Annotated in this window: 19 protein-coding genes and 7 pseudogenes; 13 read left to right on the top strand and 13 right to left on the bottom strand. The window is 70.0% G+C overall.

What is annotated here, in order from left to right:
- The first annotated feature begins 5 nt into the window (after positions 1-5).
- From ACYF6T_RS19195 to ACYF6T_RS19180, 4 genes and pseudogenes are all read left to right on the top strand, one after another.
- Positions 6-1,003, top strand: a pseudogene (locus ACYF6T_RS19195) (aldo/keto reductase).
- A 2-nt stretch (positions 1,004-1,005) separates the two neighbouring features.
- Positions 1,006-1,306: pseudogene (locus tag ACYF6T_RS19190) on the top strand (GntR family transcriptional regulator); the annotation flags it as partial.
- 258 nt (positions 1,307-1,564) lie between these two features.
- Positions 1,565-2,266 carry a FadR/GntR family transcriptional regulator gene (locus ACYF6T_RS19185; protein WP_461697992.1) on the top strand — a complete coding sequence of 234 codons (702 nt, stop codon included), beginning with the start codon at positions 1,565-1,567 and terminating at the stop codon, positions 2,264-2,266.
- A gap of 249 nt (positions 2,267-2,515) precedes the next feature.
- Positions 2,516-3,790 carry a cytochrome P450 gene (locus tag ACYF6T_RS19180; protein WP_461697991.1) on the top strand — a complete coding sequence of 425 codons (1,275 nt, stop codon included), beginning with the start codon at positions 2,516-2,518 and terminating at the stop codon, positions 3,788-3,790.
- Positions 3,791-3,863: 73 nt separating this feature from the next.
- Here the strand turns inward: ACYF6T_RS19180 and ACYF6T_RS19175 are convergent, their stop codons facing one another.
- Both ACYF6T_RS19175 and ACYF6T_RS19170 read right to left on the bottom strand, forming a co-directional pair.
- Positions 3,864-4,673: an SDR family NAD(P)-dependent oxidoreductase gene (locus ACYF6T_RS19175; protein WP_461697990.1), complete on the bottom strand. Its 810-nt coding sequence runs from the start codon at positions 4,671-4,673 to the stop codon at positions 3,864-3,866.
- Between the two features lie 164 nt (positions 4,674-4,837).
- On the bottom strand, positions 4,838-7,102 hold the full coding sequence (locus ACYF6T_RS19170) for a M4 family metallopeptidase (RefSeq protein WP_461697988.1): 2,265 nt from the start codon (positions 7,100-7,102) through the stop codon (positions 4,838-4,840).
- 659 nt (positions 7,103-7,761) lie between these two features.
- Between ACYF6T_RS19170 and ACYF6T_RS19165 the strand changes: the two genes are divergently transcribed.
- From ACYF6T_RS19165 to ACYF6T_RS19155, 3 genes and pseudogenes are all read left to right on the top strand, one after another.
- A complete protein-coding gene (locus tag ACYF6T_RS19165) occupies positions 7,762-8,157 on the top strand; it encodes a hypothetical protein (RefSeq protein WP_461697986.1) in 396 nt (131 codons plus the stop codon).
- Positions 8,158-8,248: 91 nt separating this feature from the next.
- Positions 8,249-8,432: pseudogene (locus tag ACYF6T_RS19160) on the top strand (hypothetical protein); the annotation flags it as partial.
- A 670-nt stretch (positions 8,433-9,102) separates the two neighbouring features.
- Positions 9,103-9,210: pseudogene (locus ACYF6T_RS19155) on the top strand (HdeD family acid-resistance protein); the annotation flags it as partial.
- 135 nt (positions 9,211-9,345) lie between these two features.
- Here the strand turns inward: ACYF6T_RS19155 and ACYF6T_RS19150 are convergent.
- Positions 9,346-10,377, bottom strand: a complete 1,032-nt coding sequence (locus ACYF6T_RS19150; protein WP_461697984.1) for a saccharopine dehydrogenase family protein — start codon at positions 10,375-10,377, stop codon at positions 9,346-9,348.
- 102 nt (positions 10,378-10,479) lie between these two features.
- Between ACYF6T_RS19150 and ACYF6T_RS19145 the strand changes: the two genes are divergently transcribed.
- The gene (locus ACYF6T_RS19145) at positions 10,480-11,511 is read left to right on the top strand and encodes a helix-turn-helix domain-containing protein (RefSeq protein WP_461697982.1); all 1,032 of its coding nucleotides are present in this window, start codon (positions 10,480-10,482) and stop codon (positions 11,509-11,511) included.
- A 164-nt stretch (positions 11,512-11,675) separates the two neighbouring features.
- Here ACYF6T_RS19145 and ACYF6T_RS19140 read toward each other — a convergent pair whose 3' ends face one another.
- Positions 11,676-12,323, bottom strand: coding sequence for a TetR family transcriptional regulator (locus tag ACYF6T_RS19140; RefSeq protein ID WP_461697980.1), 648 nt, complete (start codon positions 12,321-12,323; stop codon positions 11,676-11,678).
- 234 nt (positions 12,324-12,557) lie between these two features.
- Positions 12,558-12,955 (bottom strand): annotated as a pseudogene (locus ACYF6T_RS19135) (IclR family transcriptional regulator domain-containing protein); the annotation flags it as partial.
- A 52-nt stretch (positions 12,956-13,007) separates the two neighbouring features.
- On the opposite strand from ACYF6T_RS19135, the pseudogene ACYF6T_RS19130 reads away from it, so the two are divergent.
- Positions 13,008-13,429: pseudogene (locus ACYF6T_RS19130) on the top strand (4-hydroxy-2-oxovalerate aldolase); the annotation flags it as partial.
- A gap of 38 nt (positions 13,430-13,467) precedes the next feature.
- On the opposite strand, the gene ACYF6T_RS19125 reads toward ACYF6T_RS19130, so the two are convergent.
- Both ACYF6T_RS19125 and ACYF6T_RS19120 read right to left on the bottom strand, forming a co-directional pair.
- The gene (locus ACYF6T_RS19125; RefSeq protein WP_461697978.1) at positions 13,468-14,586 is read right to left on the bottom strand and encodes a fatty acid desaturase family protein; all 1,119 of its coding nucleotides are present in this window, start codon (positions 14,584-14,586) and stop codon (positions 13,468-13,470) included.
- 7 nt (positions 14,587-14,593) lie between these two features.
- On the bottom strand, positions 14,594-15,649 hold the full coding sequence (locus ACYF6T_RS19120; protein ID WP_461697976.1) for a ferredoxin reductase: 1,056 nt from the start codon (positions 15,647-15,649) through the stop codon (positions 14,594-14,596).
- Between the two features lie 87 nt (positions 15,650-15,736).
- Here ACYF6T_RS19120 and ACYF6T_RS19115 point away from each other — a divergent pair, with 87 nt between their 5' ends.
- Positions 15,737-16,876 (top strand): helix-turn-helix domain-containing protein, encoded by a 1,140-nt coding sequence (locus ACYF6T_RS19115; protein ID WP_461697974.1) that lies wholly within the window; start codon positions 15,737-15,739, stop codon positions 16,874-16,876.
- 477 nt (positions 16,877-17,353) lie between these two features.
- On the opposite strand, the gene ACYF6T_RS19110 is transcribed toward ACYF6T_RS19115, so the two are convergent.
- On the bottom strand, positions 17,354-17,713 hold the full coding sequence (locus ACYF6T_RS19110; RefSeq protein ID WP_461697972.1) for a DoxX family protein: 360 nt from the start codon (positions 17,711-17,713) through the stop codon (positions 17,354-17,356).
- Between the two features lie 86 nt (positions 17,714-17,799).
- The gene (locus tag ACYF6T_RS19105) at positions 17,800-18,294 is read right to left on the bottom strand and encodes a cupin domain-containing protein (protein WP_461697970.1); all 495 of its coding nucleotides are present in this window, start codon (positions 18,292-18,294) and stop codon (positions 17,800-17,802) included.
- An 81-nt stretch (positions 18,295-18,375) separates the two neighbouring features.
- Here ACYF6T_RS19105 and ACYF6T_RS19100 point away from each other — a divergent pair, with 81 nt between their 5' ends.
- Positions 18,376-19,227 carry a LysR family transcriptional regulator gene (locus tag ACYF6T_RS19100; protein ID WP_461697968.1) on the top strand — a complete coding sequence of 284 codons (852 nt, stop codon included), beginning with the start codon at positions 18,376-18,378 and terminating at the stop codon, positions 19,225-19,227.
- A gap of 380 nt (positions 19,228-19,607) precedes the next feature.
- On the opposite strand, the gene ACYF6T_RS19095 is transcribed toward ACYF6T_RS19100, so the two are convergent.
- Entirely contained in the window at positions 19,608-19,802 is a 195-nt protein-coding gene (locus ACYF6T_RS19095; RefSeq protein ID WP_461697966.1) for a hypothetical protein, read from the bottom strand.
- Between ACYF6T_RS19095 and ACYF6T_RS19090 the strand changes: the two are divergent.
- Positions 19,716-19,889 (top strand): annotated as a pseudogene (locus ACYF6T_RS19090) (sensor histidine kinase); the annotation flags it as partial. The gene ACYF6T_RS19095 and the pseudogene ACYF6T_RS19090 overlap by 87 nt on opposite strands.
- 372 nt (positions 19,890-20,261) lie before the next feature.
- Here the strand turns inward: ACYF6T_RS19090 and ACYF6T_RS19085 are convergent.
- The 3 genes from ACYF6T_RS19085 to ACYF6T_RS19075 are packed head-to-tail and all read right to left on the bottom strand — an operon-like array spanning position 20,262 to position 24,331.
- Positions 20,262-21,596, bottom strand: coding sequence for an FG-GAP-like repeat-containing protein (locus tag ACYF6T_RS19085; RefSeq protein WP_461697964.1), 1,335 nt, complete (start codon positions 21,594-21,596; stop codon positions 20,262-20,264).
- Positions 21,593-22,552, bottom strand: a complete 960-nt coding sequence (locus tag ACYF6T_RS19080; protein ID WP_461697962.1) for a TIM barrel protein — start codon at positions 22,550-22,552, stop codon at positions 21,593-21,595. Before ACYF6T_RS19080 ends, ACYF6T_RS19085 begins: the two co-directional genes overlap by 4 nt.
- Positions 22,553-22,603: 51 nt before the next feature.
- A complete protein-coding gene (locus ACYF6T_RS19075) occupies positions 22,604-24,331 on the bottom strand; it encodes a GMC oxidoreductase (RefSeq protein WP_461697960.1) in 1,728 nt (575 codons plus the stop codon).
- A 653-nt stretch (positions 24,332-24,984) separates the two neighbouring features.
- Between ACYF6T_RS19075 and ACYF6T_RS19070 the strand changes: the two genes are divergently transcribed.
- Positions 24,985-25,905 carry an NHL repeat-containing protein gene (locus tag ACYF6T_RS19070; RefSeq protein ID WP_461697958.1) on the top strand — a complete coding sequence of 307 codons (921 nt, stop codon included), beginning with the start codon at positions 24,985-24,987 and terminating at the stop codon, positions 25,903-25,905.
- Positions 25,906-26,014 lie beyond the last annotated feature (109 nt).

Here is a 26,014-nt window from a genome sequence, read left to right as displayed (position 1 = left end):
ACCACTTGCGCCGCCGTGAGATCCCCAGCACCGCCGTCGAGGTCACCGAACTCGGCTTCGGCGCCTCCGTCATCGGCAACCTCTACCGCACCACCACCGCCGAGGACGCCTCAGCCGCCGTCGACACCGCCTGGGACGCGGGCATCCGCTACTACGACACCGCTCCCCACTACGGCCTGGGCCTGTCCGAGCACCGCCTGGGCGCCGCCCTGCGCGGTCGTCCCCGCGATCAGTACGTCATCTCCTCCAAGGCCGGCCGTCTCCTCGTCCCCAACGAACACCCCAAAGGGGTCGACACCGAAGGGTTCGTCGTCCGCGACGACCTGCGCCGCCAATGGGACTTCAGTCGCGACGGCATCCTGCGCTCCATCGAGGAAACACTGGAGCGCACCGGCCTGGACCGCCTCGACATCGTCTACCTCCACGACCCCGACGACCACTGGCAACAAGCCGCCGACCACGCCATGCCCACCCTCGCCGAACTACGCGGCCAGGGTGTGATCGGGGCGATCGGCGCCGGCATGAACCAGTCCGGCATGCTCGCCCGCTTCCTGCGCGAGACCGCAGCCGACGTGGTGATGCTCGCCGGGCGCTACACCCTCCTCGACCAGTCCGCCCTCGACGACGTCCTGCCCGCCGCCCAGGAACACGGCAAGAGCGTCATCGCCGCCGGCGTCTTCAACTCCGGCCTGCTCGCCCAGGACCGGCCCGCCGAAGGCATGACGTACGACTACCAGGCCGCCCAGCCCGCACTCGTCGACCTGCGCGCGCCATCGCCGACGTCTGCGCGGCCCACGGCACCACCCTGCCCGCCGCCGCCATCGCCTTCCCCCTCACTCATCCCAGCGTCATCAACGTCACGCTCGGCATGCGCGACCCCGGACAGGTCCGGCGCAACGCGCGACTGCACCGACAGCGGATTCCCCCAGCGCTCTGGCACGACCTGCGCGACCAAGGGCTCCTCCGCCTTGAGACCCCCGTCGCGCCGGGCGAGAGGAGTTGACGGTGTCCCTGACCGACAAGGCGATCACCCAGATCCGCCGGCTCGGGCGCGAAACTGCCCCCGGAGCCCGAGCCGGCCGCCCGGCTCGCGCTCACCCGCCACCTCGCACGCGAAGCGGTGAAGGCACTGTCCGTGGCGCGCGTGCTGGCGATCAGACGGGGCGACGGCACGTACGTCACCAGCCTGCAGCCGCGTCTGCACATCGAGGCCCTCGGCGGAGCGGTGGAACTGCTCCAGGGCGACCCCGCTGCGGTACTGGACTCATTGTCGGCGCGACGGTCGGCGCCCGTCGCGTCGGCTGTTACGGAAGAAGGTCCGCCATGTGTCCTCGCCATGTCAACCAGCGTGCAGGGATGAAAACAGTCCTTCACCAGCAGTTTTATTCCGGTAAACAGCTTTTGATCAGCTTTCTCCACCGGGAGACATACAATGTTTCGGGAGTCTGGATCTATGACGGCGATCCCCTCATGAACTCCCCGGTATCATCAGCGCCACACTTGACGCGCCGCCCCGGTCGCCCGCGTACCGGTCCGCACGACGCGCCCACGGAGGGAGCTCACGTTGTCCCTGACAGACAGGGCCATCGGGCAGATCCGTGAGCTCATCCGCTCCGGCGCGCTGCCGCCGGGCGCGAAGCTGCCGCCCGAGCCTGAGCTCGCCGCGCAGCTGGGTCTCTCCCGCAATCTCGCCCGCGAGGCGGTCAAGGCACTGGCCGTGGCCCGGGTGCTCGAGGTACGGCGCGGCGACGGCACCTATGTGACCAGCCTTCAGCCCAGCCTGCTGTTGGAGGGGCTCGGCGGCGCGGTGGAGCTCCTGCAGAGCGACACGGGCGCCCTGCTGGATCTCATGGAGGTCCGCCGCCTGCTCGAACCCCTCGCCACCGGGTTGGCCGCCGTCAGGATCACCGATGCCCAACTGGCGGAGGTCAAGGGCCATTTGGACGCGATGCGGGAAGCGAGCGACGACGTCGAGCGGCTCAACGCCCACGACGCGGCATTCCACCGCTCCGTCGTGGCCGCCACCGGCAACGAGAGCCTGGTGACCCTGCTCGAAGGCATCTCGGGCCGCACCCTGCGCGCCCGCATCTGGCGAGGCCAGCTGGACGACCAGTCCTCCGGGCGGACCCTCGCCGAACACGAGGCGATCTACAAAGCCCTCCTCACCCGCGATGCCGCAGTGAGCCAGGCCGCGGCCCTGATCCACGTCAGCAACACCGAGCACTGGCTGCGGGAGCACCTGCGTTCCAGTGCCCCACAGGCGTAGCGAACGCACCGATCTCCCCTCAACCTCCCTGTCTGCTCGGGCCGTTGGCACCCGCTCTCCGACGCCACAGCCACCAACCTGTCCTGGTGTGTCGACACCCTGGACGTGCACCGTCCGTCGTTGCCCTCCGTGCCCCACCCGACAGCCGCAGACGCCCGCAGCGAGTGGATCACGGATGCCGGTTCCTGATCAGCGATCGTCGTCGGCTGCCGCACGTGTTCCGGCACCGGGCGCGGGCACTCGGTGGCCATGGAGATGCCGACCTCACCCCTGCTCGACCGTTCCCTGCCCGCTCTCGCCAAGGGCTACAGCTGGCTGCCCGGCCTGCTGCGCGACCGCCCCGACGGCGTGGCCCGCACCCGGGTCATGGGCAAGCCCGCGCTCGTCGTGCGCGGCCCGGAAGCAGTACGGTTCTTCTACGACGAGGACAATGTGCACCGCGCCGGCGCCCTGCCGGAGCCTGTGCTGAGCACCTTGTTCGGCCACGACGCGGTCCACACCCTCGACGGCGTCGCCCACCGGGCCCGCAAGGAACTCTTCCTGCCGCTGCTCCACCCCGACCGGATCGCCGGCCTCGTCGAACAGGTGACAGCCGTGTGGGACGAGGCGGTACGGGAGTGGAGCGGGGCCGAACAGACAGTGCTGTTCGACGCCGCGAGCGTGGTGCTCACGCGCGGCGTGTGCCGCTGGGCGGGCGTTCCGCTCGACGAGAGCACCAGGCAAGAACAGGATCGTCTCACGCACGACCTGGTCGCCATGGTCGACGGCTTCGCCACCGCCGGGCCCCGGCACTGGCGGGCGCGACGGGCACGCGGCCGCCAGGAACAGCGCTTCGCCCGACTGGTCGAGGACGTGCGTTCCGGCCAGGCCGCCGCCCCTGCCGGAACGGTGCTCGCCGCCGTGTGCGAGCACCGTGACGCCGACGGCGAGCTCCTCCACCCGCACACGGCCGCCGTCGAGCTGCTGAACGTCATCCGCCCCACCGTCGCCGTCTGCTGGTTCGTCGCCTACACGGCGCACGCGCTGCATCTGCAGCCCAACCAGCGCGAACGGCTCCGCGGCGGCGACAGCGCCTACACCGCCGCGTTCGTGCACGAGGTGCGCCGCTTCTACCCGTTCGCACCCTTCCTCGGCGGCCTCGCCGTACGCGACCTGTCCTGGCGGGGCGTCTCGGTGCCGGCCGGCGCGATGGTGCTGCTCGATGTCTTCGGACAGAACCACGACGAGAAGCTGTGGGGCGACCCGTACACCTTCCGCCCTGAGCGGTTCCTCGAGCACGCGGTCGAGCGAGACGAACTGATCCCACAGGGCGGGGGCGAGCCGCGTACCGGTCACCGCTGCCCCGGGGAGGGCCTCGCCATCGGGCTGCTCGAAGCCCTCGCTCTGCGCCTGGCCGACCTCGAGTACGCCGTCCCCGACCAGGACCTGAGGATCTCCCTACGACGCATCCCGGCGCGGGTGCGCAGCGGCTTCGCCGTACGGGAGGTGCGGGTTCCGAGCGCGCACACGCTGACGACCGTGTGACACCGCCTGCAGCGGGCGGGCGGCCCCCAGGGCCGAGCGCTTCTTTGCGCGCTGCCGCCCGCCCGCTTGCCCGTCATTCCCCCGGCTGCTCCGGGTCCCTGCCGGTTCCCGGTTCCGCCATCCGCCGGTGCGCCGCGGCCTTGACCCCGTCGGGCAGCACCTTCCCCGCAAGTTCCTGCGCCTTCGTCTTCAGCGACCCGGCCACGGCCTTCTTCTCCCCCTTCACGATCGCCTCGAACGCCTGCTCGGCCACCGTGGCGGGATCGTCCTTCTTCATCGTGCCGATCCGGGTGTCGTCCGCCATGCCCGCCCTGCGGAAGAAGTCCGTGTCCGTCGGGCCCGGCATGAACGAGGTGACCGTGACACCGGTGTCCTTCACCTCCTCCGCCAGCGCCTGGGCGAAGGACTGCACGAACGACTTGGACGCGTTGTACACCGGCTGGAAGGCACCGGGCATCGTCGACGCGACGGACGAGGTGAACGCGATCCGGCCCGCACCGCGCTGCACCATGGCCCGCAGCAGCGGTTTTGCCAGCCGCACGGTGGCGGTGACGTTGAGGTCGATGACCTCCTGGTCGTCGGTGAGGTCGGTGTCCACGAACGCCCCGCCTCGGCCCACCCCCGCGTTGAGGACGACGACGTCGACGGTCAGCCCGTCGAGTGCGTCCAGCAGCCGGTACCGCCCTTCGGCGGCCCGCAGATCGGCACGTACCTCGCGGACCTCCGCGCCCGTCTCCCGAAGAGTCCGGGCGGCGGACTCCAACCGTTCGTCCTCGGCGTTGATCACGAGGTCGTAGCCGTGCAGGGCGAACTGTCGTGCCAGCTCGTAGCCGATTCCACTGGACGCGCCGGTCACCAGGGCGAGGGGTCGTGTGTCAGTCATACCGGCCGGGTAACCCTCTCACCGCGCGGCAAGCACCACTGCGCACGTTGACCTGCGGGGACGAACACGTCGGCCTGGAGCAGACCGTCCTCGACGCGCCATGTGCGCCGCTGCCCGGGCCGGCGCGTCCGGGCAGCGGCGTGGTCGTCCGTGCCGTCAGGGCGTCACGGCGTCAACTGCCAGCGCGCTATGTAACCGACGTCGATGGACGCCCGGTCCTGCACGCGCAGCTTCCACGTGCCGTTGAGCGGTTGCGCGGAGGCGTCGACGGTGAAGGTCTGGTCGACGTTGTCGGCGGAGCCGCCGCTGCGGTTGAGCAGGGAGTACACGGTGCCGTTGGGGCCGACCAGGTCGACGGTCAGGTCACCGCGGTAGGTGTGGACGATGCTGACGTAGACGGAGGTGGCGGCGGAGGCGTTGCCGTCGCGGCCGGTGATGGTCACCGGTGACTCCACGGCGGGCCCGTTGTCCGGGATGTCCACGCGGGTGGCGTTGGCGTAGACGTAGGCGATCCGCCAGCTGAAGGTCTTCGAGACGGACGCTCCCGTGCTGTCGGTGACCTTGACGGTGACGTCGCCGGTGCCGAGGGTCGTCGGCGTGCCGGTGATGAGACCGCTCGGGCTGAGGCTCAGGCCGTCGGGCAGCCCGGTCGCCTCGTAGGTCAGAGCGGCTCCGGTGTTGGTGGTGTAGGCGTCGAGTTGGAGGCTGACCGCCTGGCCGATGCCGCTGGTCTGGTCGGCGATCGGGGCGAGGTTGACTCCGAGGGCGATGCGGTTGCCGACGTTGATCGCCGCCCAGGCGTCGGCGACGGCGAGGTAGGTCGGGCTGTAGGCGCCGTAGAGGTCGGCGGCGGCGGACAGGGTGGCGGTGCGGGCGCCGGCGTAGTCGGTGGTCGAGGTCATGTACGTCGTCAGGGCGCGGTACCAGATGGCGGCGGCGTTCTGGATGCCGATGCCCGTGACGGGCTGACCGTCGTAGGTCGGACTGTCGTAGGAGACGCCGTTGACTGTCTTGGCGCCGCTGCCTTCGGAGAGCAGGTAGAAGAAGTGGTTGGCGGGGCCCGAGGAGTAGTGCACGTCGAGGCCGCCGAGGGAGGGGCTCCAACTGTCGGCGGAGGCACCGTCCTTGGAGGGCTTGTCCATGTACCGCAGCGGAGTGCCGTCGCCGTTGATGTCGATTTTCTCGCCGACCAGGTAGTCGCCGGGGTCGGCCGGGAGGTTCTCGTGGAACTCCACGGCGGCGGCGAAGATGTCGGAGGTCGCCTCGTTGAGGCCGCCGGACTCGCCCGAGTAGTTCAGGCCCGCGGTGGCGGCGGTGACCCCGTGGCTCATCTCGTGGGCCGCGACGTCCAGAGCGGTCAGCGGGTGGGTGTTGCCCGAGCCGTCGCCGTAGGTCATGCAGAAGCAGGAGTCCTGCCAGAAGGCGTTGACGTAGTTGTTTCCGTAGTGGGCACGGCTGTAGGCGGCGACGCCGTCGTTGCGGATCCCGTTGCGGCCGTACGTCTCCTTGTAGTAGTCCCAGGTGGCCGCGGCGCCGTACGCCACGTCGACGCCCGCGGTCTGCCGGTTCGTCGGCAGGCCGTCGCCCCAGACATCGTTGTCGTCGGTGAAGAGGGTGCCGGTGCCCGAGGTGCCCTGGTTGAGGTCGTACGTCTTGTGCCCTGCGCGATCGGGGTCGGTGAGCTGGTACGTCGATCCCGACTGGGTCGTGCCCAGCGGGACCGTGCCGACGTACTGGCCGGTGCCGGAGCCGGATTCCACCGTCTCCGCAGCCAGGAGCTGTTTGCCGGTGGAGGCGTCGGTGACGACGTGCAACTCGCTGGGCGTGCCGTCCCGTTGCACGCCCTTGACGACGCTCTCCCACGCCAGGACGGGCTTTCCGGAGCCGGCCCAGATCACCAGGCGGGGCTTGCGCTCCACCTCGGAGCCCTTGACCCGGGCGCGCTTGGAGGTCGCCTCGGCCTCGTCTGCGGCGGCTGAGCGGATCCTGGGGCTGAGCGAGGGAACGGCGAGGGCCGCCCGGCTCGCCTTGCTGACGGTGATACGACCGCTGCTGTCGTGGACGACGAGGTCGCCGGCGAGGACGGGCAGGCCGGCGTAGGTGCGCTCGTAACGGGCGTGCGTGGTGCCGTCGGCGTCCGTGACGACGTCCTTGACCACGAGTTTCTCCTTGACGCCGAGGCCGATACGGCGTGCCGTGTCGGCGGCCGAGCTCTGGGCGTTCTTCAGCAGAGCGGCGCGGCGGACGGGCGTCAGGGACGTCGGCAGGGCACCGGCCCGGGGCTTGGCGACGATTTCCCTGGGGTTCGGATCGGCGGGGGCGGCGGTGGCGTGGCCGGGGACGGTCAGGGCGAGCAGCGACCCCAGGGAGGTGATCGCGAGGGCGGCAGCGCGTCTGCGCCGGGCAGGGATGCGGTCTCGCAGCGGCAACGGTTTCTCCTTCGATATGACGGCCCGTGGGGGGCCGCGGGCGGCACAGAACGGCAGAGGGCACCGGTCTGGAGGCTGCACGGCATGCGGGTGGAAGGAGGTGGGGGGTGGGAGCGGGACTGGGGTGGGCTGCGGGTGCACCGCGTGGTGAACCCGTCAAGGAACGGTGAACTTCCTGCAGAAGCGTGACATCACCCAGCGGCACTGTCATGAGCGGGTCAATGGAACGGCTGGAAATGGTCATGGAGATCAGGCAAATCGGAACGGACGACGCCGTTTTTCGGCCTCACCCGGACTCGCCGGGCACTCCGCCGCCCGCACCGCGGGCCGGGAACTGAGGCGGAACGCTGACAGACACGATCAATACGTCGGATGTTCTGCGATGAGGGCTACACCCTCGACGTTCGGCTGCGGGCGGGGACGGCTGAGGCCAGCACTGCCTGACCACCCGACTCCCCGCGCACGCGCAGGCCCTTGACCCCGTTGAGCACACACTCAACGACCGTGGCCAAGGAGTACGGTCGCACGTTTCGATCCCCTTCGAAACGTTGGAGGTCGCCCGTCCGTCGGACCTACGGTGATGCGCGTCAGCACGCGCAAACCACCGCGGCACACCTTGTCGTAGCGGGACGATCCAGGGAAACCCAGGGGGACCATCCATGCCCACCCGTACTCTGCGCAACGGACTCCTCGCCGCGCTGGCCGCGGTCGGACTGCTCACCGGCGCCACCCACGCCGCCTCGGCACAGTCCGCTTCCGGGACGACGGCCACGGCGCCGCAGTCCGCGTCGCTGGTCTACATGACCACGCTCGTCAGCCAGTGGTCGCACTGGACACCCGACTGGCACGACTCCTCCCACGCGGGCACGCTGTACGCGGGCAGCAGCTACTTCTTCTGCTACACGTACGGCCTCACCTACTCGGACTTCGGCCGCCAGAGCTCGGTCTGGCTCAAGACGGACGACGACTTCGGGAACCACAACGTGTATGTGAGCGACGTCTACCTCGACGACGAAGGATTCCGCAACGACATCCTTTGGCTGCCCAAGTGCTAGAGATCTGCAACGGCGGAGGTCACGTCGGGGGCGTGACCGTTGGTGTGGGCCACGTCATGCCGGAGGGGCCAGGTGTCCCGATGGCGGTGATCTGACGGCCAAGGAGCCGGCTCGGCGCGAACAAGGCCGGCTCCTGGTCTCCAAGGGCCCCGGTGGCGCCCGCTCCAGGCTTGATGCGAGTCAGCCACGCGCCCCTCTCCGGCTGGAGCGACCAGTGCTGGACGCCGGCGCGGTTCGCCGAGATCGTGCGCCGCCGGTGCGGTATGTCGACGACACCCTGGCGCCGGCCCCGGACGGGACGCGATCACGGCTGTGTTGAGCGCCGACGGCCATGGCTCCCGCGCTCGCTGGACGACCTGCTCGGCGAGGGCTCCGCGGTACTGGCCGCCGCCCCGCTCAGCCCGACCCTGCACACGCTGGTACGAGCGCTGGACGCCCGCGTCATCCGCCTTCACGCCTCCCGCGGCGCCGAGCACCGCGCCGAAGCCGATCCGGGCCCAAGCACCCTGGTCCACTGGATGGGCCGCCCCGGCAGGACGTGCGGAGACGACCTCGCTGCCACTTCGGCGGCCTGGCCATCACCGCTGTGCGGCAGTGGCGACGGATGGTGTCCCGCCAAGTGGTGTAGGAATCCGGACCGCCTCGCTCCGGCGACCGCCTCCGCCGCGATCGCCGTCGAGGCACCTCGGTCGGTGTCGATCCTGTTCCAGCCCACCGGAGCGGCTTCTGCCCGGGCGTTGGCCCTGCAGGAATGTGTGACCTGCGGAGTTTTGACCTCCACATCGCTACACCACTTCGCGGGACGCGACCTGGCGGCGCAGCCGAAGGCACTCCAACCATGGCCACGGAATCACCGTGACGCGGCCGACTCCGCGGCGAGGAGGAGCCGCGTCTGCCATCCCATGTTCGCCAAGGCGTCCAGGACGTCAGTGCCTTAGAGGTTCCCTGGTCGCCGCCTTCGGCACGCACGTCCCCGGGCATCTTCGTGCCCTGCACTTCCTCACGGGCGCGCTGTCCGTCCTGCTGGGGCTGATCTGCCTCCGGGGCACCATGCTGCACCCGTCCCAGTTGATCTCGTAGAAGAACTCGAACCGGGCTTCCTCGGCCGCCCGCATCGACCCGTGTCCCGTCGTCCGTCACTTCTGTATGCGCGCAGCAATCCGGCGCTCGGCGTGGACGGCCCGCGCGTTATGAACGCAGTTCCACAGAGATGTGTGCGGACAGCGCGCGGAGGAAGTCGGGCGCGTCGAACATCTCGCCTGCCGAGGCGACGCCGACCGTCCTGGTGCGTCCCGTGAGGATGCGGTCCACCGCTTCTGCCGCGAGCGGCCCGGTGACCGCGTAGATGTCCCGGCCCCGCGCCACGGCGCGCCGCTCGGCACCGCCGGAGCGGACGACGACGTCGACGAGGAAGGTCTGTGCCGACCGGCCGCCCTCGTCGACCGCGGTCGGCGCCGGTGTGTCCGGGGCCGCCAGATCACTGGCCGCCTCGGTGGTCATGTAGGTGCGGACCTCGGGGACGGTCAGGTGGCTGGGGACGGTGACGACGTCGGCCATCGTGAACTCCCCGATGACGGTCCGACGGCCCATCGGATCGGGGAACGACCACTTCAGGGTGGGCAGGGGGTCGTCGTGGTACTCCAGCCGTCCGTTCGTGTAGCGGACGCGCCGCCCGTTCCGCCGTTCCCCGGAGACCTTGCCCGCGGCGCGGGTCCCCTCGGTGGGGTGCCAGCTGTCCAGCCCGTACGCGACGTGCACCTCGTCGGCCGCGATCCAGTCACCCATCGCCGCGGTGGCCAGCAGGTCGCCGAGGCCGCCGTAGAAGGCCATCGCGGGGACGACCGCCACTCCCGCGGCGCGGGCACGGTCCGTGAAGTGCGCGAACGTGTCGGTGTTGGCCTCGATCTCCGCCGCCACGTCCACGTACGGGATCTTGGCGCGCAGTGCCGCCTCGATCACGGGGGCGGCGGTCGTGGCGAAGGGTCCCGCGCAGTTGACCACGGCTGCGGCACCGGCCAGTGCGCGGTCGAGTGAGGCCGTGTCGTCGACCGTTGCCGTACGTGCCTCAAGTCCAGGACAGGACGCCGCCAGTTCCCGCAGCTTGCCGGCGTCGCGGCCGGCGAGGACCGGCACGAACCCCCGCCCCCGCAAGTGCGCCACGACGAACCGCCCGGTGTGCCCGTACGCGCCGAACACCGTCACCATCTGCCCTGACCCCATGGCTCCTGCCCTCACACTCGAACGGTCAACTCCGGCCATCCTGACGGGGTCGGGCATCCCGCCACCAGTGTCCGGAACGACAACACGCGTACAATTACGGACATGGGTTCTGTCTCGCTGGCCGTCACCGACGGGATGCTGCACTTCGAACTGTCCTTGGCGTACGAGGTCTTCGGCACCGCCCCGGCCGGAGTGGCAGGCACCTGGTACGACCTCGACATCTGCGGACCGGACACCGTGCGGTTCGGCCGGTTCCGGCTGGAGCCCGACCACGGACTCGACCGGCTCCGCAGCGCCGACACCGTGATCGTCCCCGGCTGGACCGACGTCGACGAGGACCCGCCCGCCGACCTTGTGGACGCGGTACGCGCAGCCCACGAGTCGGGGGCGCGAGTGGCCTCCCTGTGCACGGGCGCCTTCGTGCTGGCCGCGGCAGGCCTGCTGGACGGCAAGCGGGCGACCACGCACTGGGCGCACACCGACGCACTGGCCGCCCGCTATCCCGCGGTGGAGGTCGATCCCGACGTGCTCTACGTGGACAACGGCAGCGTCCTCACGTCCGCGGGCAAGGCCGCCGCGCTGGACCTGTGTCTGCACCTCGTACGCCTCGATCACGGCTCGTCCGTCGCCAACGCCGCCGCCCGCCGGCTGGTCGTGGCGCCGCACCGCGCCGGTGGACAGGCCCAGTTCGTCACCACACCGGTGCCCGCCCGGGACGACCACCCGCTCACCGCCCTCTTGCCGTGGGTCATGGAGCGCCTCGACCAGCCGCTGACGGTGGAGGACCTTGCACGCCGGGCACGGATGAGCTCACGCAACCTGAGCCGCCATTTCCGCGCGGCGACCGGCACCACTCCGCTGCAGTGGCTGCTCACTCAACGGATCCGCCGCGCCCAGGAACTGCTGGAGAAAACCGACGACAGCGTCGACACCATCGCGCAGGCCACCGGCATGGGCACCGCCACGACACTGCGCCGTCACTTCAGCCGCACGGTCGGCGTGCCTCCGGACACCTACCGACGCACCTTCCGTTCAAGGACGCCCTTCTCCGCTGGGCCGGTCACCACTCAAGCAGCGTATGGCCGTGGACAGGGACGACGTGCAGACACCAGCACAGCGGACCCCCCAGGCTGACATCCCGCGCGCGGCATCGGAGTCGGACATCAAATGCCGTCGAGTGATGGCGAGTTCGACCGATCATCGCATCGCTCACCGGACGGCGGGTCGTGAGGTCTGCGCTCCCCGCGTGTGGCTGATGTCGCCGTAGGAACGTACGTCTCCACAGCCGTGCCGCGGGCTCACCCGTCGTCGACAGCTCCCTCCGTGGCCGTGGCGGCCACCTCTTCCACCACGACACGCGCGTGCTGCTCGGGCACTCCGGCCGCGACGAGCGTGCTGACGACCACCCGGGTACCGTCGTCTTCCAGTGCCCCGGTGTTGACCTCTTCCAGCAAGGCGACCGTCATCGCCTCCAGACCGGCGCTCAGCACCGCAGGCGGCAGATGGGAGTGGAAGACGCCCTCTCGCTGCCCGCGCTCCAGGATGGCCGTGACCTTCACGCGGGCGGGCTTGAGGACCTCGGCGACACGTTCCTTGCCCAGGTCTCGCTGGGCGAGCGCCAGCAGCATGCGGTAGCGGTCGCCGACGGGCCACATCGACAGCAGGAAGTGCGCGAACGCCCGCTCCGCCGGCTCGGTCGCCGTCGCTCCGACCGCCACGGCGGCCCGGAGCGCCTCGGCGGCTTCCTCGGCCAGTGCCTCCAGGAGCGCCGCCCGCCCGGGAAAGTGCCCGAACAGCGTGCGCCGTACGACACCGGAGGCGCGGGCCAGCTCTTCCAGGGTGATGTCCGGATTCCGCCCCAGTTCCTGACGTGCGGTGGCCAGGATGCGCGCCCGGTTGGACCGTGCGTTGCGTCGCTGCGGGACGCGGCCGACGGGCTGGGACACCGGTAGGACCTCGATGCAGGATGGACGAACAGGGGGTGCCCTCATTCTGACACGTAGCCCCGTGCCGGTTCCCGGCCGCAGCCCCGGATCGGCCCGCCGTGATCAGGCGGGAAGCTCCCTGACGCCGGCCGGCTCCTGCGGCTGGATGCCGTTGTAGTGACGGCGCACACCACTGCAGAACCCGCCGCCGGAGCACCGCCCACCCCACAGGCAGGCACGGGCGAATGGCGAGGGCTACGCGGCCGTGCGCAGCATACGGGACAGCCCCAGCGCCGCCGTCCGCACCGCGGGGGCCCGCCGGGCCGGGCTGAACCGCGGTCGCGGTACGGCTACCGAGAGGGCGGCCACCGCGGTGCCGCCGGCGAAGACCGGTGCGGCGATGCAGCTCATTCCCGGGGCGGCCTCCTGCTCCTCGTAGACGAGGCCCGAAACCTGGATCTTCTCCAGGGCCAGGCGCAGGCGCCCGTGCAGGTCAGCGGCAGTTTCCCGCCGAGGCGGGAGGGCGGCTGCAGCGCCTCGTGGCGGTGGATGCGTTCGAGGTGGACCATGTCCATGCCCTCGCGGACGCCCAGGTGAACCGTCTCGCGGGTGGCCTCGAACAGGTCCTGCAGGAAGGGCAGCGCCGTCCGCCGAGCCGGTGCTGCGCCCCGAGCGCTCCAGCCAGCCCAGCCGCACCAGGTCACCAGCACGCTCCGCACCGCCGCGGCACGGGTGTTGGGCATGGACGTCGCCGGGTTCGTGATGATGTCCCACATGGCCGAGCCCGCCGAGCTCGCCCGCCAGGCCGCGCTGATGGAGTCCTACGTCGCCAGTCGCGTCCACGTCACCGATGCCGGCGGCCGCCTCCGCGCCTACCGCGACGTCTTCGACCCCGCCACCGAGCTCGGCATCCACGCCCACCACAACCTCGCCCTGGGCGCGTGGCCAACACCGTCGTCGCCGTCGAGAACGGTGCCGTACGCGTCGACGCGGTCGCCGACCTGCTGGGCTGGACGCACCACTGCGACCTGTTCGCCCCTCATGGACGCCGCCGACGACCTCGTACGACCGCTGCAGGACCGCGAAGTGCGCGTCGGCTGCGAAAACCCCTCAGCCTCGGCTACGCCACCGGCATCCTCGTCGAGGCCCGGACCGGTACCGGCCGTCAGGCGGCGACGAGCTCCTGCTCATGGGCCGGCGTCGTGACCGCGGGCTTCCTGTTCGGCAGCGAGAGCCGGAAGACCTTGCGCCACGCGGAGAAGACCTGCTTGGGCAGCGGCCCGGTGACGTACTCCAGCTCGTACTTCTCGAACAGCGCACGCACCTTCACCGCGACCTCGGCGTACCGGTTGCTCGGCAGGTCCGGGAACAGGTGGTGCTCGATCTGGTGCGACAGGTTGCCGGTCATGAAGTGCATGGCCTTGCTGCCGCTGATGTTGGCCGAGCCCATCATCTGGCGCAGGTACCACTGGCCGCGCGTCTCGCCGTCGATCGACCGGCGCTCGAAGACCTGTACGCCCTCGGGGAAGTGCCCGCACATGATCACCGAGTGGGACCACAGGTTGCGGACCAGGTTCGCGGTGAACGTCGCGGCGAGCGTGCTGAGGAACGACGGGCCCGACAGCAGCGGGTGGATCACGTAGTCCTTGAGCACCTGCTTGCGGATCTTGCGGCCCACGGCCCTGGCCCGCTCCCGGAACTCGGGGTTGTTGCGGCGGCGCTTGTGCATGTTCTTGCCGAGTTCCAGGTCGTAGGCGGCGATGCCGTACTCGAAGAAGCAGGCGTTGAAGAAGTTCCACAGCGGCTGGCCGAGGTGGAACGGCTGCCACTTCTGGTCCTCGTCGACGCGCATGATGCCGTAGCCGAGGTCGTTGTCCTTGCCGATCACGTTGGTGTACGTGTGGTGCAGCTCGTTGTGGGAGTGCTTCCACTGGTCGGCCGGCGAGACGTGGTCCCATTCCCAGGTGGTGGAGTGGATCTTCGGGTCGCGCATCCAGTCCCACTGGCCGTGCAGGATGTTGTGGCCGATCTCCATGTTGTCCATGATCTTCGCCACGGACAGACCGGCGGTGCCGACCAGCCAGGCGGGCGGGAACATCGAGAACAGCAGTACGCCCCTGCTGACCAGCTCCAGCGTGCGCTGCGCGGAGATGACCTTGCGGATGTAGGCGGCGTCCTGCTCGCCGCGGCCGGCGATCACCTCGTCGCGAATGGCGTCGAGTTCGCGGCCGAGTTCCTCGATCTGCTCCGCGGTCAGGTGGGCGGTGGGGTCGATGGCGGTCACGGTGCTCCTACCGTTCGATGTCGCAGGGGCCCGCCGCGGCGGACACGCAGGTCTGGATGATGACGCCCGGCTCGGCCTCGGTGATCTCGCCGGTGCGCAGGTCGCGGACGGCGCCCGCCTTGAGCGGCGTGACGCAGCCGAAGCAGATGCCCATCCGGCACCCGGAGGGCATGAGGACGCCGGCCTCCTCGCCGACGTCCAGCAACGGCGTGGCGCCGTCGGCGTCGACGGTCTTGCCGGTGGCGCTGAAGGTGACCTCGCCGCCGTCCCCGGCGACGACGACGCTGGGGCGGAAGCGTTCGGTGTGCAGGCGCTCTGGGACGCCGTGCTCGCTCCAGTGCTTCTCGGCGGCGTCGAGCAGGCCCGCGGGTCCGCAGGCCCAGGTCTCGCGCTCGGCCCAGTCGGGCACGAGTTCGTCGAGACGGGCGATGTCGAGCACGCCGTCTGTGTCGGTGTGCACCTCGGTGAGGCGCAGCTTCTCGTCCGCGACCAGGTCGTGCAGTTCGCTGCGGAAGATCACGTCGTGCGGTCGTGGCGCGCAGTGGACCATGACGACGTCGTCGAAGTCGGTGTCGCGCAGCATGCCCATCACGGGCGTGATGCCGCTGCCGGCCGTCAGGTAGAGCACCTTGGCGGGCTTGGCCTGCGGCAGCACGAAGTCACCGGTCGCCTGGTCCAGCTGGATCAGCGTGCCCGGTTTCACTCTGCGGACGAGGTGGTTGCTGACCTTGCCGTCCGGGATCGCCTTCACGGTGATCGTGATGCGGCCGTCCGGGCGGTTGGTCGGCGAGGTGAGGGAGTAGGCACGCCACAGGCGCACCCCGTCGACGTCGATCCCGATCCGCACGTACTGACCGGCTGTGTGGCCGCGCCACCCGCGTCCGGGCCTGATCACGATGGTCGCGGCGTCACCCGTCTCAGGGTGCACGGCCTCGATGCGCCCCCGAAGGTCGGCGCCCGCACGCAGCGGGCTGACCAGGTCGAGGTAGTCCGACGGCAGCAGCGGCGTCGTGACCATTTCCAGCAGTTTCCACGCCCTGCTGCGCAGGGCTGTACTCGTCATGACTCCAGCTTGCTGCGTCTCAAGGCGTAAAGTCCTGACCGCAGGACGTGAATCTGGTCCGCGGGATTGTTCGCAGGGAACAAAAACATGAGTCATGCCACCGAGAGGGCCAGCGAACTGGCCCTGGACGAGACGACGGTCACCGCACTGCGGGCCGCGCTGAGGACCACCGCCGACGAGGTCGTGCAGGCGATCATCGACGAGGTCCCTTCCTACACCAACGCCCTGTCGGGCCACATGGGCGCCACCATCCGCCGAGCCGTCCGCACCGCCCTGGGACACTACCTGGACCTCGCGAGCGGGAACACCACGAGCGGTGACGCCAGTGACGCGGCCTACGAGCTGGGCCGCGGCGAAGTCCGGGACGGCCGTTCCATGGACGCCCTGCTCAGCGCCTATCGCGTCGGCGCCCGTGTGGCCTGGCGATGCCTGGCAGCGGGTGCGGTAGCCGCAGGTCTGCCCGCTGCCGAGGTCGCCAAGTTCGCCGAGCTGACCTTCGCCTACATCGACGAGCTCTCCGCCGCGAGCGCCGCGGGCCACGCCGACGAACTGGCCGCTCGGGGCAGGGCCCACGAGCGCCACCTGGAACAACTGGCCCGCGACCTCCTCGCCGGCGCGAGCCCGGACGTGCTGCTGGCCTCCGCTCAACGGGCCGGGTGGCAGCCTCCCCTGTCGCTGACCGCCGTCCTGCTGCCCGCCGCCCAGGCCCGGCCCGCCCACCGCACGCTCGACCCGAGCACCCTCGTCCTCGACGATCTGCCGGACGCCACCGGTGTGCTGCTCGTCCCCGATGCCGACCGATCCCATCTCCTTCGGCAGCTCACCGACCGCACCGCCACGGTCGGCCCGGCCCGGCCATGGACTCGCGCGTCCGCCTCGTACGCCCGGGCGGCACGCGCACGCTCCCTCTCCTGCGATATCCGCGACACCGAGGACCACCTGCCCGAGCTGGTGCTCAGCGCCGACGCGGACGCGTTCGCCGACCTGCGTGCCCGGGCCCTCGCACCGTTGCGGACCTTGCCTGCCGCGACCGCACGGCGGCTGGAGGAGACGTTGCGGGAGTGGCTGCTGCACCAGGGCAGGCGGGACGAGGTGGCGGCGGCGTTGTTCGTCCACCCCCAGACAGTCCGGTACCGGATGGCGCAGCTGCGGGAGCTGTTTCCGGACCTCCCATCGCCCCACCGGGTCCTCGAACTGACGCTGGCGGTCGGTCTCCGGGCCACCTGACGCGTACGTCGACCGGCCACGACCGCGCCGACGTACGGTCCGGGAACGGTGCCACGCTCTCAGAGCCGTCAGCCGACTCATGCGCCGCCCCGGACACAAGCGGCCAAGACCCCGACACGCACTGTGCCGCAGCATCTCGTCAGAGTTTCGGGCAGGCCCGGCTGTCCACCACGGTCGCGTCCGCGCACACGCTCTGCAGGCGCTGGAGGCCAGGGCCCACGGTGGTGGAGGAGTTCTTGGTCCGCTCACGCAGCGATCAGGTGCGTTCCGTCCGCTCCTTGGACGTTGCTGTGCTCCAGAGCCGGGACCCGGACCGTGACGTCCGGGTCATCCAGCCGTGTGGGTTGAGCTCCTGAGCCAGGGCTCGAGTCGTCGCAGGGTGAGTGAGACCTGGGCGGCGGCGACGAGGGGGACGCGGTAGCGCGAGCCGCGGCAGGTACGGCCCTCGAAGTGGTCCAGGCCCACGACGTTGCCCGATCACAGCCGGGTGGCCAGCCAGACGGCTGCGGCCGCGGTGACGATGAGCCCTGCGTTGAGTGCGATCCGGCGGTCGTCGCCGGTCAGGTGGACGACGATCGCGCCGCTCTGCAGGAGTACGAAGCCGATGGCCGCGGCCGTTGCCAGCGAGGGGGCGATGCCGGCCAGCGGCGGCAGGATCAGGCCGGCCGCGCCGAGTATTTCGACCGCCCCCAGTGCCCTGAGGGCGGGCAGGGGCATGCGGTCGACCCACGCCATCATCGGCCGGAGTTGATCGCGGCTGCGGATCACCTTCAGCGTGCCGGCGTAGACGTAGAACACGGCGAGCAGTCCCGCGACGATCCAATAGGCGATGTTCATGATTCCCGTTCATGGGCCGCCGGTTCCCGGAGACCCGTTGATTGCGTCGATACCGAGGGGTGGGCTGCCGTGTTGTGCCGTCGGCTTCAGGCGAGGTCCGTGGCGGGCTCGGTCGCGTAGCGGCTCATCACGTCGGTGTTGGCCTGTGGCGTCAGCGGCCGGCCGCCGGCGAGTGCTTCCTGGAGGTCCCGGAAGTACTGCACGTACAGGTCGGGGGTGAACGTGCTGAGCATGACGGCGGGTTGGTCGGTGAGGTTGGCGAAGGTGTGCGGGGTACCGGGCGGGACCATCACGAGCGTGCCCGGGGCGGCGTCGTAGTCCTCGTCCCCCACGGTGAACCGCACGGTGCCGGACAGAATGTAGAAGCCCTCGTCGTGTCGGGCATGGCGGTGCTGCGGTGGGCCCTGGGTATGCGGGGCGAGGACGGACTCGGCGATCGCGAGGCGGTGCCCGGTGTGGCTGCCGTCCTCCAGAACCCGCATGCGCGTGGTACCCAGAACGATCATCTCGCCATCGCCGGGACCCACCACCGACACGGCGGGGTGAGTCTGCGGCTCGCTGGTCTTCGCTTCTTCGGTCATGCGCACGAGTTCACCGCCGGGTCCCCGAGGCTGTCCAAGACCTGTCCCGCACCGCCGATACCTCCTGGGTATCGTTGCAGCGTGGAGCTACGTACCCTGCGCTACTTCGTGGCGGTCGCCGAGGAACTCCACTTCGGCCGGGCCGCCACCCGGCTGCACATGAGCCAGCCGCCGCTGAGCCGGGCGATCAGGCAGTTGGAGGCCGATGTCGGGGCCCTGCTCTTCGCGCGCTCGCCCGCCGGCGTCACGCTCACTGCGGCGGGCACGGTGCTGCTCGATGAGGCACGGGCCCTACTCGACCATGCCGACCGCGTCCGGGTACGTGTGAGCGCGGCGGCCGGCGTCGCGACCCTCACCGTCGGCATCCTGGGCGACGGCACCGACCCGGGAGTGGCCAGGCTGGCCGCCTCCTACCGCCGACACCACCCCGGCATCGACATCCGCATCCGCGAGACCGACTTGACGGACCCCACCTGCGGGCTGCGCGCCAGACTGGTCGACGTCGCGCTGACGCGGGCACCGTTCGACGTGACAGCCCTGACGGTGCGTGCGCTGCGGACCGATCCGGTCGGCGCGGTGCTGCGTGCCGACGATCCGCTGGCCCGCCACGACGAGTTGCGGCTGGCAGACCTGAGCGACCGCCGCTGGTTCCAGTTCCCGCCGGGCACCGACCCCATCTGGCAGTCGTACTGGAACGGCGGCAGACCACGCCAGGGACCGGTGGTACGCGCCGTCCAGGAATGCCTCCAGGCCGTGCTGTGGAACGGCACGGTCGGCCTGGCCCCGCTCGGACACGACCTGCCCGCGGAGCTGACCGTGGTGCCGCTGACCGACATGCCGCCGAGCCGAGTGGTGGCGGCGTGGAACGAGGGCGACACCAACCCGTTGATCCCCACCTTCATCGAGACCGCGACAACCGCCTACCGCCACTGAGCACCGGCAACCGGTGCCGCCGCACCCCGTGGACAACTCGAACGCAGAGCCAGGCTCGCCGGCGCGGTGGCCCGAACCGCCGCGGACAGCCGGCTGCTGCAGTACGGACGGGCATACCTCGCCGTCCCTCCCCTCCCGCTCCGGACCCACCTACTGACATCGGCCGATGCGCCGGCCACGCCCTGCGTCCCAGGGGCGGTACGAGCGCCGCCGAGAGGGGATCTGCTGCCGATTGCGTCCGCGACCCCTGCGCGGCGATTCCGGGCGCCACCGGTAAGGCCGCCCTGACCCACTGACCGCACCTGAACGCGAAGAGCAGCCGCGCACACGCGATCGGTACCGGCGCCGTGTGACGACGTGTGCCCGTCAAGTGTCCTGGGTCAGCGGCTCACGCGGTGGACCGTTGTACGCCTGCCGACCTCGTCGAGGCCGCCGTCGCCCCGCATCCGCGCACCGTCCGACGAGCGGGGCGGGGCCTGACCGTCGACGTGCCCGACAAGTACATCGAGGGCGATGCGCGCCGGCTGCGGCCCGCGATCGGCAATCTGCTCGACAACGCCCTGCGCCACGGCCACGGCATCGTCCGCCTCCCGGCCACCGTCGACGAGGGCAGAATGCGGCTGTCCGTCACGGAGGAGGGGCCCGGCTTCCCGCCCGAGTTCCCGCCCCCGGCGTTCGACCGGTTCGCCCGCGCCGAGGCCAGCCGCACCAGCGAAGGCTCCGCGACGCGTCGGTTCCAGGGTGCGGCGTACGGTGCAGGTATGGCGCAGAGACGTCCCTCGTCGAAGACGTCCGCGTCCCCGCCCGGGGATAACCACCTCGCCCGCTTCCAGCCCTGCCCCCTCAGCGAGCATGCTGATACCCCGTCAACTCGCCGCCTCATCGCGATCTGGGAGAGGAGTCGCTCACGGAGCGCTGGGGATGCACGACCGAAGCGGTCGGCGACTTCCGGTAGTTGGACGCGTGGGACAACCGCGGCCAGTCGGATGGCCCGTCGTCCCACGCGTACTCGCGGTCAGTGTCGAGTCCTCTGGCTACCCGTCCGCGCTCGATGGCCACCTGGGCCTGTCGCGGGGGGTGCCGAAGGTGTTGTGGAAGACGCGGACGTTGGGCTTCATCCCGGCCGGGGTGTAGTAGCGGCTGGTGTAGTAGGAGGTGGTGGCGAAGTCAAGGCGTCCGTCGCCGGTGAAGTCCGCGACGGCGATGTGCGCGGCCGACTCGGTGTCCAGGCGCTTGCGCTGAAGGACGCGGCCGTCGGCGTCCAGCTTGTAGTAGTAGACGCCCTCACCCTCACCCTGGCGGTCGGTCGGACCGCGCAAGGCGACGAGGAACTCGTCGTCGCCGTCGCCGTCGAAGTCGGCGGCGACGATGTGGTGGACGACCGCGTCGTAGGCGTGGCCGTCGACGACGGTCGGCTGGGGAAAGACACGCAAAACCCGGCGTTGCCAGGGCTGGTCGAAGGGCCCGCTTCCCCACGGGCGTGTGTAGACGGCGACGGTGTTGCCGTGGAAGGGTTCGGCGGCCAGGATGCAGGCGTTGGCCCGTCCGCCGACGCGGCCGACGGCCAGGTTGCCGGTACCGCTGAACTCCTTTCCCCCCAGCTCCGCCGAGGGGCGTGCGGGCACGCCGTGGCCAATCCGCCGATGGATCCAGCTGCGCTTGTCCGGGTCCCAGCCGAGCCAGGAGATGCCCTCCGCCGAGGCGAGCAGAAACGATTCCAGCTGCCCGGCGGGCGTGCCCGGGAAGGTGCGGGTGACCACCGCGTGCAGGATGCGGAAGTGCGCTTCGTCGATCACCAGTCCGGGGCCCCAAGGGTCGCCGGGGCGGTCGGGGGTGTCCCACAGCGTCAGTCTGGCCGGCTGTGACAGGCCGGCGCTGCCACCCTGCGGCCCCACGACGGGGAAGGCCGCCAGTTGTAATCGGTCGGTGCAGGTGAAGTGCCCCAGACGCAGACGGTGGGTGGCCACCAACGTGGCGATGGGGGTGCGGTGCCACGTCCACCGGGCGGGGTCCCGCTCGTCGCCGGTGCGGCGTAAGAGGGAGATCCTGCCGTCCTCGGAACCGCAGTCGAACATGCACTTGCCGTAGTCGTGACAGAGCACGAGAGACGGGTGAGGGTCGCCCTGGAGGTGGGCGATGTCCATCGCGACGGGCTTGGGCGGTTGCTGCGGCCGGGTGATGCGGTGCTTCGTCCACGCGCGGTCGGGTGTGCCGGGATTGCGGTACCAGGAGACCTCTTCGCGGGTCAGGCCGCTGACGGCGAGATCGACACGGCCGTCGCCGTCGAGGTCGGCGGCGTGGATCCAGTAGCCGTCCCCTGTGTCGTCGTCGATCTTCCTGCGGGTGAAGGAGGGTTCCGGCGCGCTCATGCCGCCGCTCCCAGACCGAGTCCGGCGAGGAAGCCGAGTGCCTTCTGGGCGCGGGCGTTGCCCTCCTCGACGTTCTTCACCTTCTGTTCGGCCTCGACGACCAGCCACTTCCCGTCGTACCCCACCCGACGCAGTTCCTTGACGACGGCCCCGAACTCCACTCCTCCGTGATCACCGGGGACGGTGAACACACCTGCGAGGACCGCCTTTTTGAAGCTGAGGTCCTTCTCGGCCGCCGCTTGCACGACCGTGGGGCGCACGTTCTTGAGGTGGACGTGCTTGATGCGCCGGCCGTGCCGTCGGACGGCGGCGATCGGGTCCCCGCCCGCCCAGGTGAGGTGACCGGTGTCCAGCAGCAGCTTGACGCTCTCGGTGTCGGTGGCGGCCATGAGCCGGTCCATGTCCTGCTGGGACTGCACCCCGGTGCCCATGTGGGGGTGGTAGCACAGGTCGATGTCGTGCTGCCGGCACTGCTTTCCCAGCTCGTTGAGGCCGGTGACCAGGCTCTCCCACTGCCGCTGGCTGAAGCGGGGACGTTCGCTCAGTGGTGTGTCCGGTTGCAGGTGGACGGCGTTGCCGAACTCGGCCACGCCGAGCCGTTGCAGGGGGATGTCGTTGTCGTGGAAGAAGGCGAGCAGTTCCTCGAAGGCGTCGAACGTCTTCTTCACTCCCCCGTACTCCGTGAAGAAGGTGCTCACCCACGGCTCGGTGATCTTCAGGGGGTTCGGTTCGCTCCTGAGCAGTTTCAGGGCCGAGTCCGAGTTCTGGAAGTAGGGGGCGAGGCTGGTGCCGCGGTAGCGCACGGCGGTGCCGGATCCGTCGGTGGCGGAGCACTGCTTGATGCCGCGGATGATGTCGGCTGCCTGGATGTCGTGACCGATGTCGGGGAAGTCGGCGTTGCGCCAGCAAGTCGGGGTGATGCCGAGTTTGGCCCGGAAGATGGGTGCGGTAGGCATGGTTGGGTCGTTCCTCCTGTGGTGAGCCGGTGGCGGGGTCGCGAAGTGGCCCTAGCTGTCCTTGGCCAGGGTGCAGAGGATGTTCTCGGCCGCGCGGATCGCCATGGCGACGCTGGTCAGGGTCGGGTTGCCGGCGTTGCCGAAGGGGTGCAGGCCGTTACCGCCGAGCCACAGGTTGTCGAATCCCCAGACCTGGGAGTGGGGGTCGACGACGCTGGTGTGTACGGCCTCCTTCTCCTCTCCGCTGCCCATCCGGGTGGTGCCGGCGATGTGCAGCGGCAGGCCGGGGGTGAGGAACTGCGGTTCGGAGCCGGGCATGTAGCCGCCGAGCTGGCTGGCGACCTTCTGCATGTCGGACATCATCCGGCCGGCTTCGGCGCGTTCGGCGTCCGTCAGCTTGAAGTGGAACGTCGCCTGCGGCATGTCGAAGGTGTCCTTCAACGTGTCGTCGAACTCCACCCAGTTGCTGCGCCGGGGGCGTGAGATGCCGAACCAGCGCAGGTCCACGATCAGCCGGGTGTCGATGCTGGGCGGTACCGCGCCGTAGCTGAAGGCGTCGCGGTGGATCTGGCAGTGCCAGGGCCGGGCGGTGCTGGCGGCGATGTACAGGTTGGGGTCGGGGTCGTCCTTGCGGAAGGGCAGGGGGTCGGCCGCCTGCTGCACGTAGCGGCTCTGGTTGCGCCGGACGATCTTCTGTTGTTCGGCGCGGTAGTCGGACACCCGCTGGGCCGCCCGCCGCGCGTGCTCCCGGTCCTCCGGGTCCTGCACGGCCCTGAGCAGTTCGGCGGCGCCGTCGACCAGCGGCTGGCGCAGGACCACCTGGCAGAAGGCCATCGGCTGCTCGGTGAGGTAGCGCCCCAGCGCGGGCAGCCGTTCGTGCAGGCCCGAGGCGTACAGCAGCTGGGGGGTGGGAACGGCGCCGCAGGCCACCACGTACGCCTTCGCCCGGTAGACGCTCTCCTCCATCGTCTTCAGGTCGCGTACCACCGCCCCGGTGATCCTGCGGCCGTCGTGCTCCAGCTTCAGACACTGGTGCTCCGGCATGAGCGTGAACAGACCCGACGTTCCGGGCACGGCGAGGTCGGGGTCGCCGCGCAGGACCGTGTCGGCGGCGCTCCAGGTGACGAACTCGCCGGCCTTGCCGGTGCGCCGTTCCACCGCCAGCGGCAGGTCCTTGACGTCGAAACCCGCGTCCCGCAGGACCTTCTTGACCAGTTGGTGACGGGCCGAGTCCTTGAACGCGGTGGTGGTGCGCTTGAGCCGGTGCTCGGCCTGCGTGTAGGCCTTGTCCATGTCGGTGGTGTTGATCGGGTAGGACTCGGGCTTGGCCGCGCCTGCCGGCTTCCACGTGCGTTCCAGCTCCAGGTCGAACCGGGGCACCGCGCACGTCCAGTGGGTGGCCATGCCGCCCACCACGTAGGTGGCGGCGCAGGCTCCCAGGTTCTCGTTCTCCCGCTGGAGCGGGTTCTGGTTGTTGAGCTGGAAGCCCGGGTACTCCGAGGTGTCGTACCGGTAGGCCGACGGGTCCAGGGTCACCGTGGGGTCGTTGCGCGTGGCCACCGACATCGGGGTCAGGTTGCCGCGGATGACGGACACGAACTGGTCGATGTTCCTCTGGTACAGGAAGGCGTTCTTCAGGTGTTCGCCGTACCGGGCCGAGTGCTGCGGCCCCGCGTCGAACATGAGGACCGACTTGCCGGCGTTCACCAGGTCGCGCGCGAACGAACAGCCGACCGGACCCGAACCGATGATGATGACCTCAGGCGTTTTTTCGGGCATGCCTGTTCTTCCTCCGATGCGAGTGAGGGGAATGACCAGCGCGCACACGGCACACCGGCATGGGTGAATCCCATACGAAAACGAAAACAGCCGAAATAGAGCAGAGCAATGGCGCGTGATCTCCTGTACCCGAACGCCATCGAACCGACTGCTGCCGTGCCCCAGGAATCCCCGCTTCATCCATGGCATTCCCGGTTGCTGTCTTTTCACCTCACCCACACGGATGACCCGATTGACAAGCGGAGGCATATGCATGCGACGGCCGCGCCGTCGTACGCCAGGCGTACCAGGCGGTCACAGGCTCGAACCCTGCGCCTGTCCGTCACCGGCACGCCTGGCGGTATGACTATCCGGAACGCCCTTGACGCACCTACGTGAAGCCAGCACATGATGACCGTCAACGGAGCAGAATTATGGGGCTGAAATTCGCCACCGCAGAACCGTTCCGCCAAAAATCACCCCTCGAAGACGAGCAGGAGTTCCGCATGGACACCGCCGCCGCGTTATCACACAAAAGCCATGATCCGGATCCGCCGCATTCCCGGCAGCAGCCGACGGAGCACCGGCTCCCGCACGCCGGTGAAACCCACGAAATCGTCCCGCTTCCGGGCGGCGAGGGTGTTCTCGTCTCCCAGCGCGAGCCCAGCCAACTCGTGAAGGTTCCCCTGGACCCCCTCACGGGCGCCCTCGGCGAACCCACCGGCCACCGTCTCGGCAGCGCCGCGTCCGGCGCCCACGGCCTGGCCCTGGGGCACTCCGCCACCACAAGCGGCCGGGTTTGGCTCACCCAGGAGTACATCGACACCGTCCTGCTCATCGACCCCGCCGGCGACGACCCGGCCCGCGAACCCGTCGTCGTCAGGCAACTCCCGCTGCCCCCGAACGCCCGGGGACCGCACTACGTCGGGGAGTACGGCGACGACCTCTGGTTCTCTCTCAAGGGCAACAGCAGAGTGCTGCGCCTGAACCACACCGATCCCGCCGACTTCACGCTCTACCCGGCCCTGGACGTGCCGATCTTCGTCGCCCGCCACCCGGCCACCGGGCACTTCTACGCCACCCAGGACCGGGAGAACCACCTCATGTGGATCAACCCCGACGAGGGCACCGTTCGGCAGATCCCGGTGCCGGCGGGGCTCGGCTCCACACCCGTCGGCATGATCACGGGTCACGGAGCGGTCTGGGTTGCCCTGCTGGGCGACGCCCGCACCGGCACCGGCGTCTTCGGCCGCATCGACGGTGAGGACCGTGTCACCTGGTTCCGGCTCTCCGGCGAGGGACTGCAGGCCAGTCTGCTCCACATCGCTTTCGACACGCCTCACCAGCCGCAGTGCACCTGCGGCAGCGAGAACACGGAACAGATCCGCCTGTGGCTGCTGAGCTCCTCCCTTCTCAGCCCGAAGGCAGACGACGCGATCTTCGAAGTCGTCGTCCACAACGACCGCGTCGTCAGCCAGAAGCGGCATCTTCTGCCCACTCAACGCTGCATGGCGCATCGCCTCCTGCGACTGCCCGGCAGCGTGCTGGCCACCCAGATGCACACCTCATCCATCGCCCAGCTGATCGTCGACTGAGCCGACGACCCAACGCAGGCTTCACCGGAGGTCGTTGCCGGCCGGCTGGTCGAACAACGCGCATCTCACCTCTGCGGGCCAGGAGCGGTGTCGGCATCCACGGAGGGCC

Source organism: Streptomyces sp. 7R007, assembly GCF_054850255.1.
The sequence above is the reverse complement of the archived record's forward strand: the minus strand, read 5'-3'. Positions and strand labels throughout refer to the sequence as shown.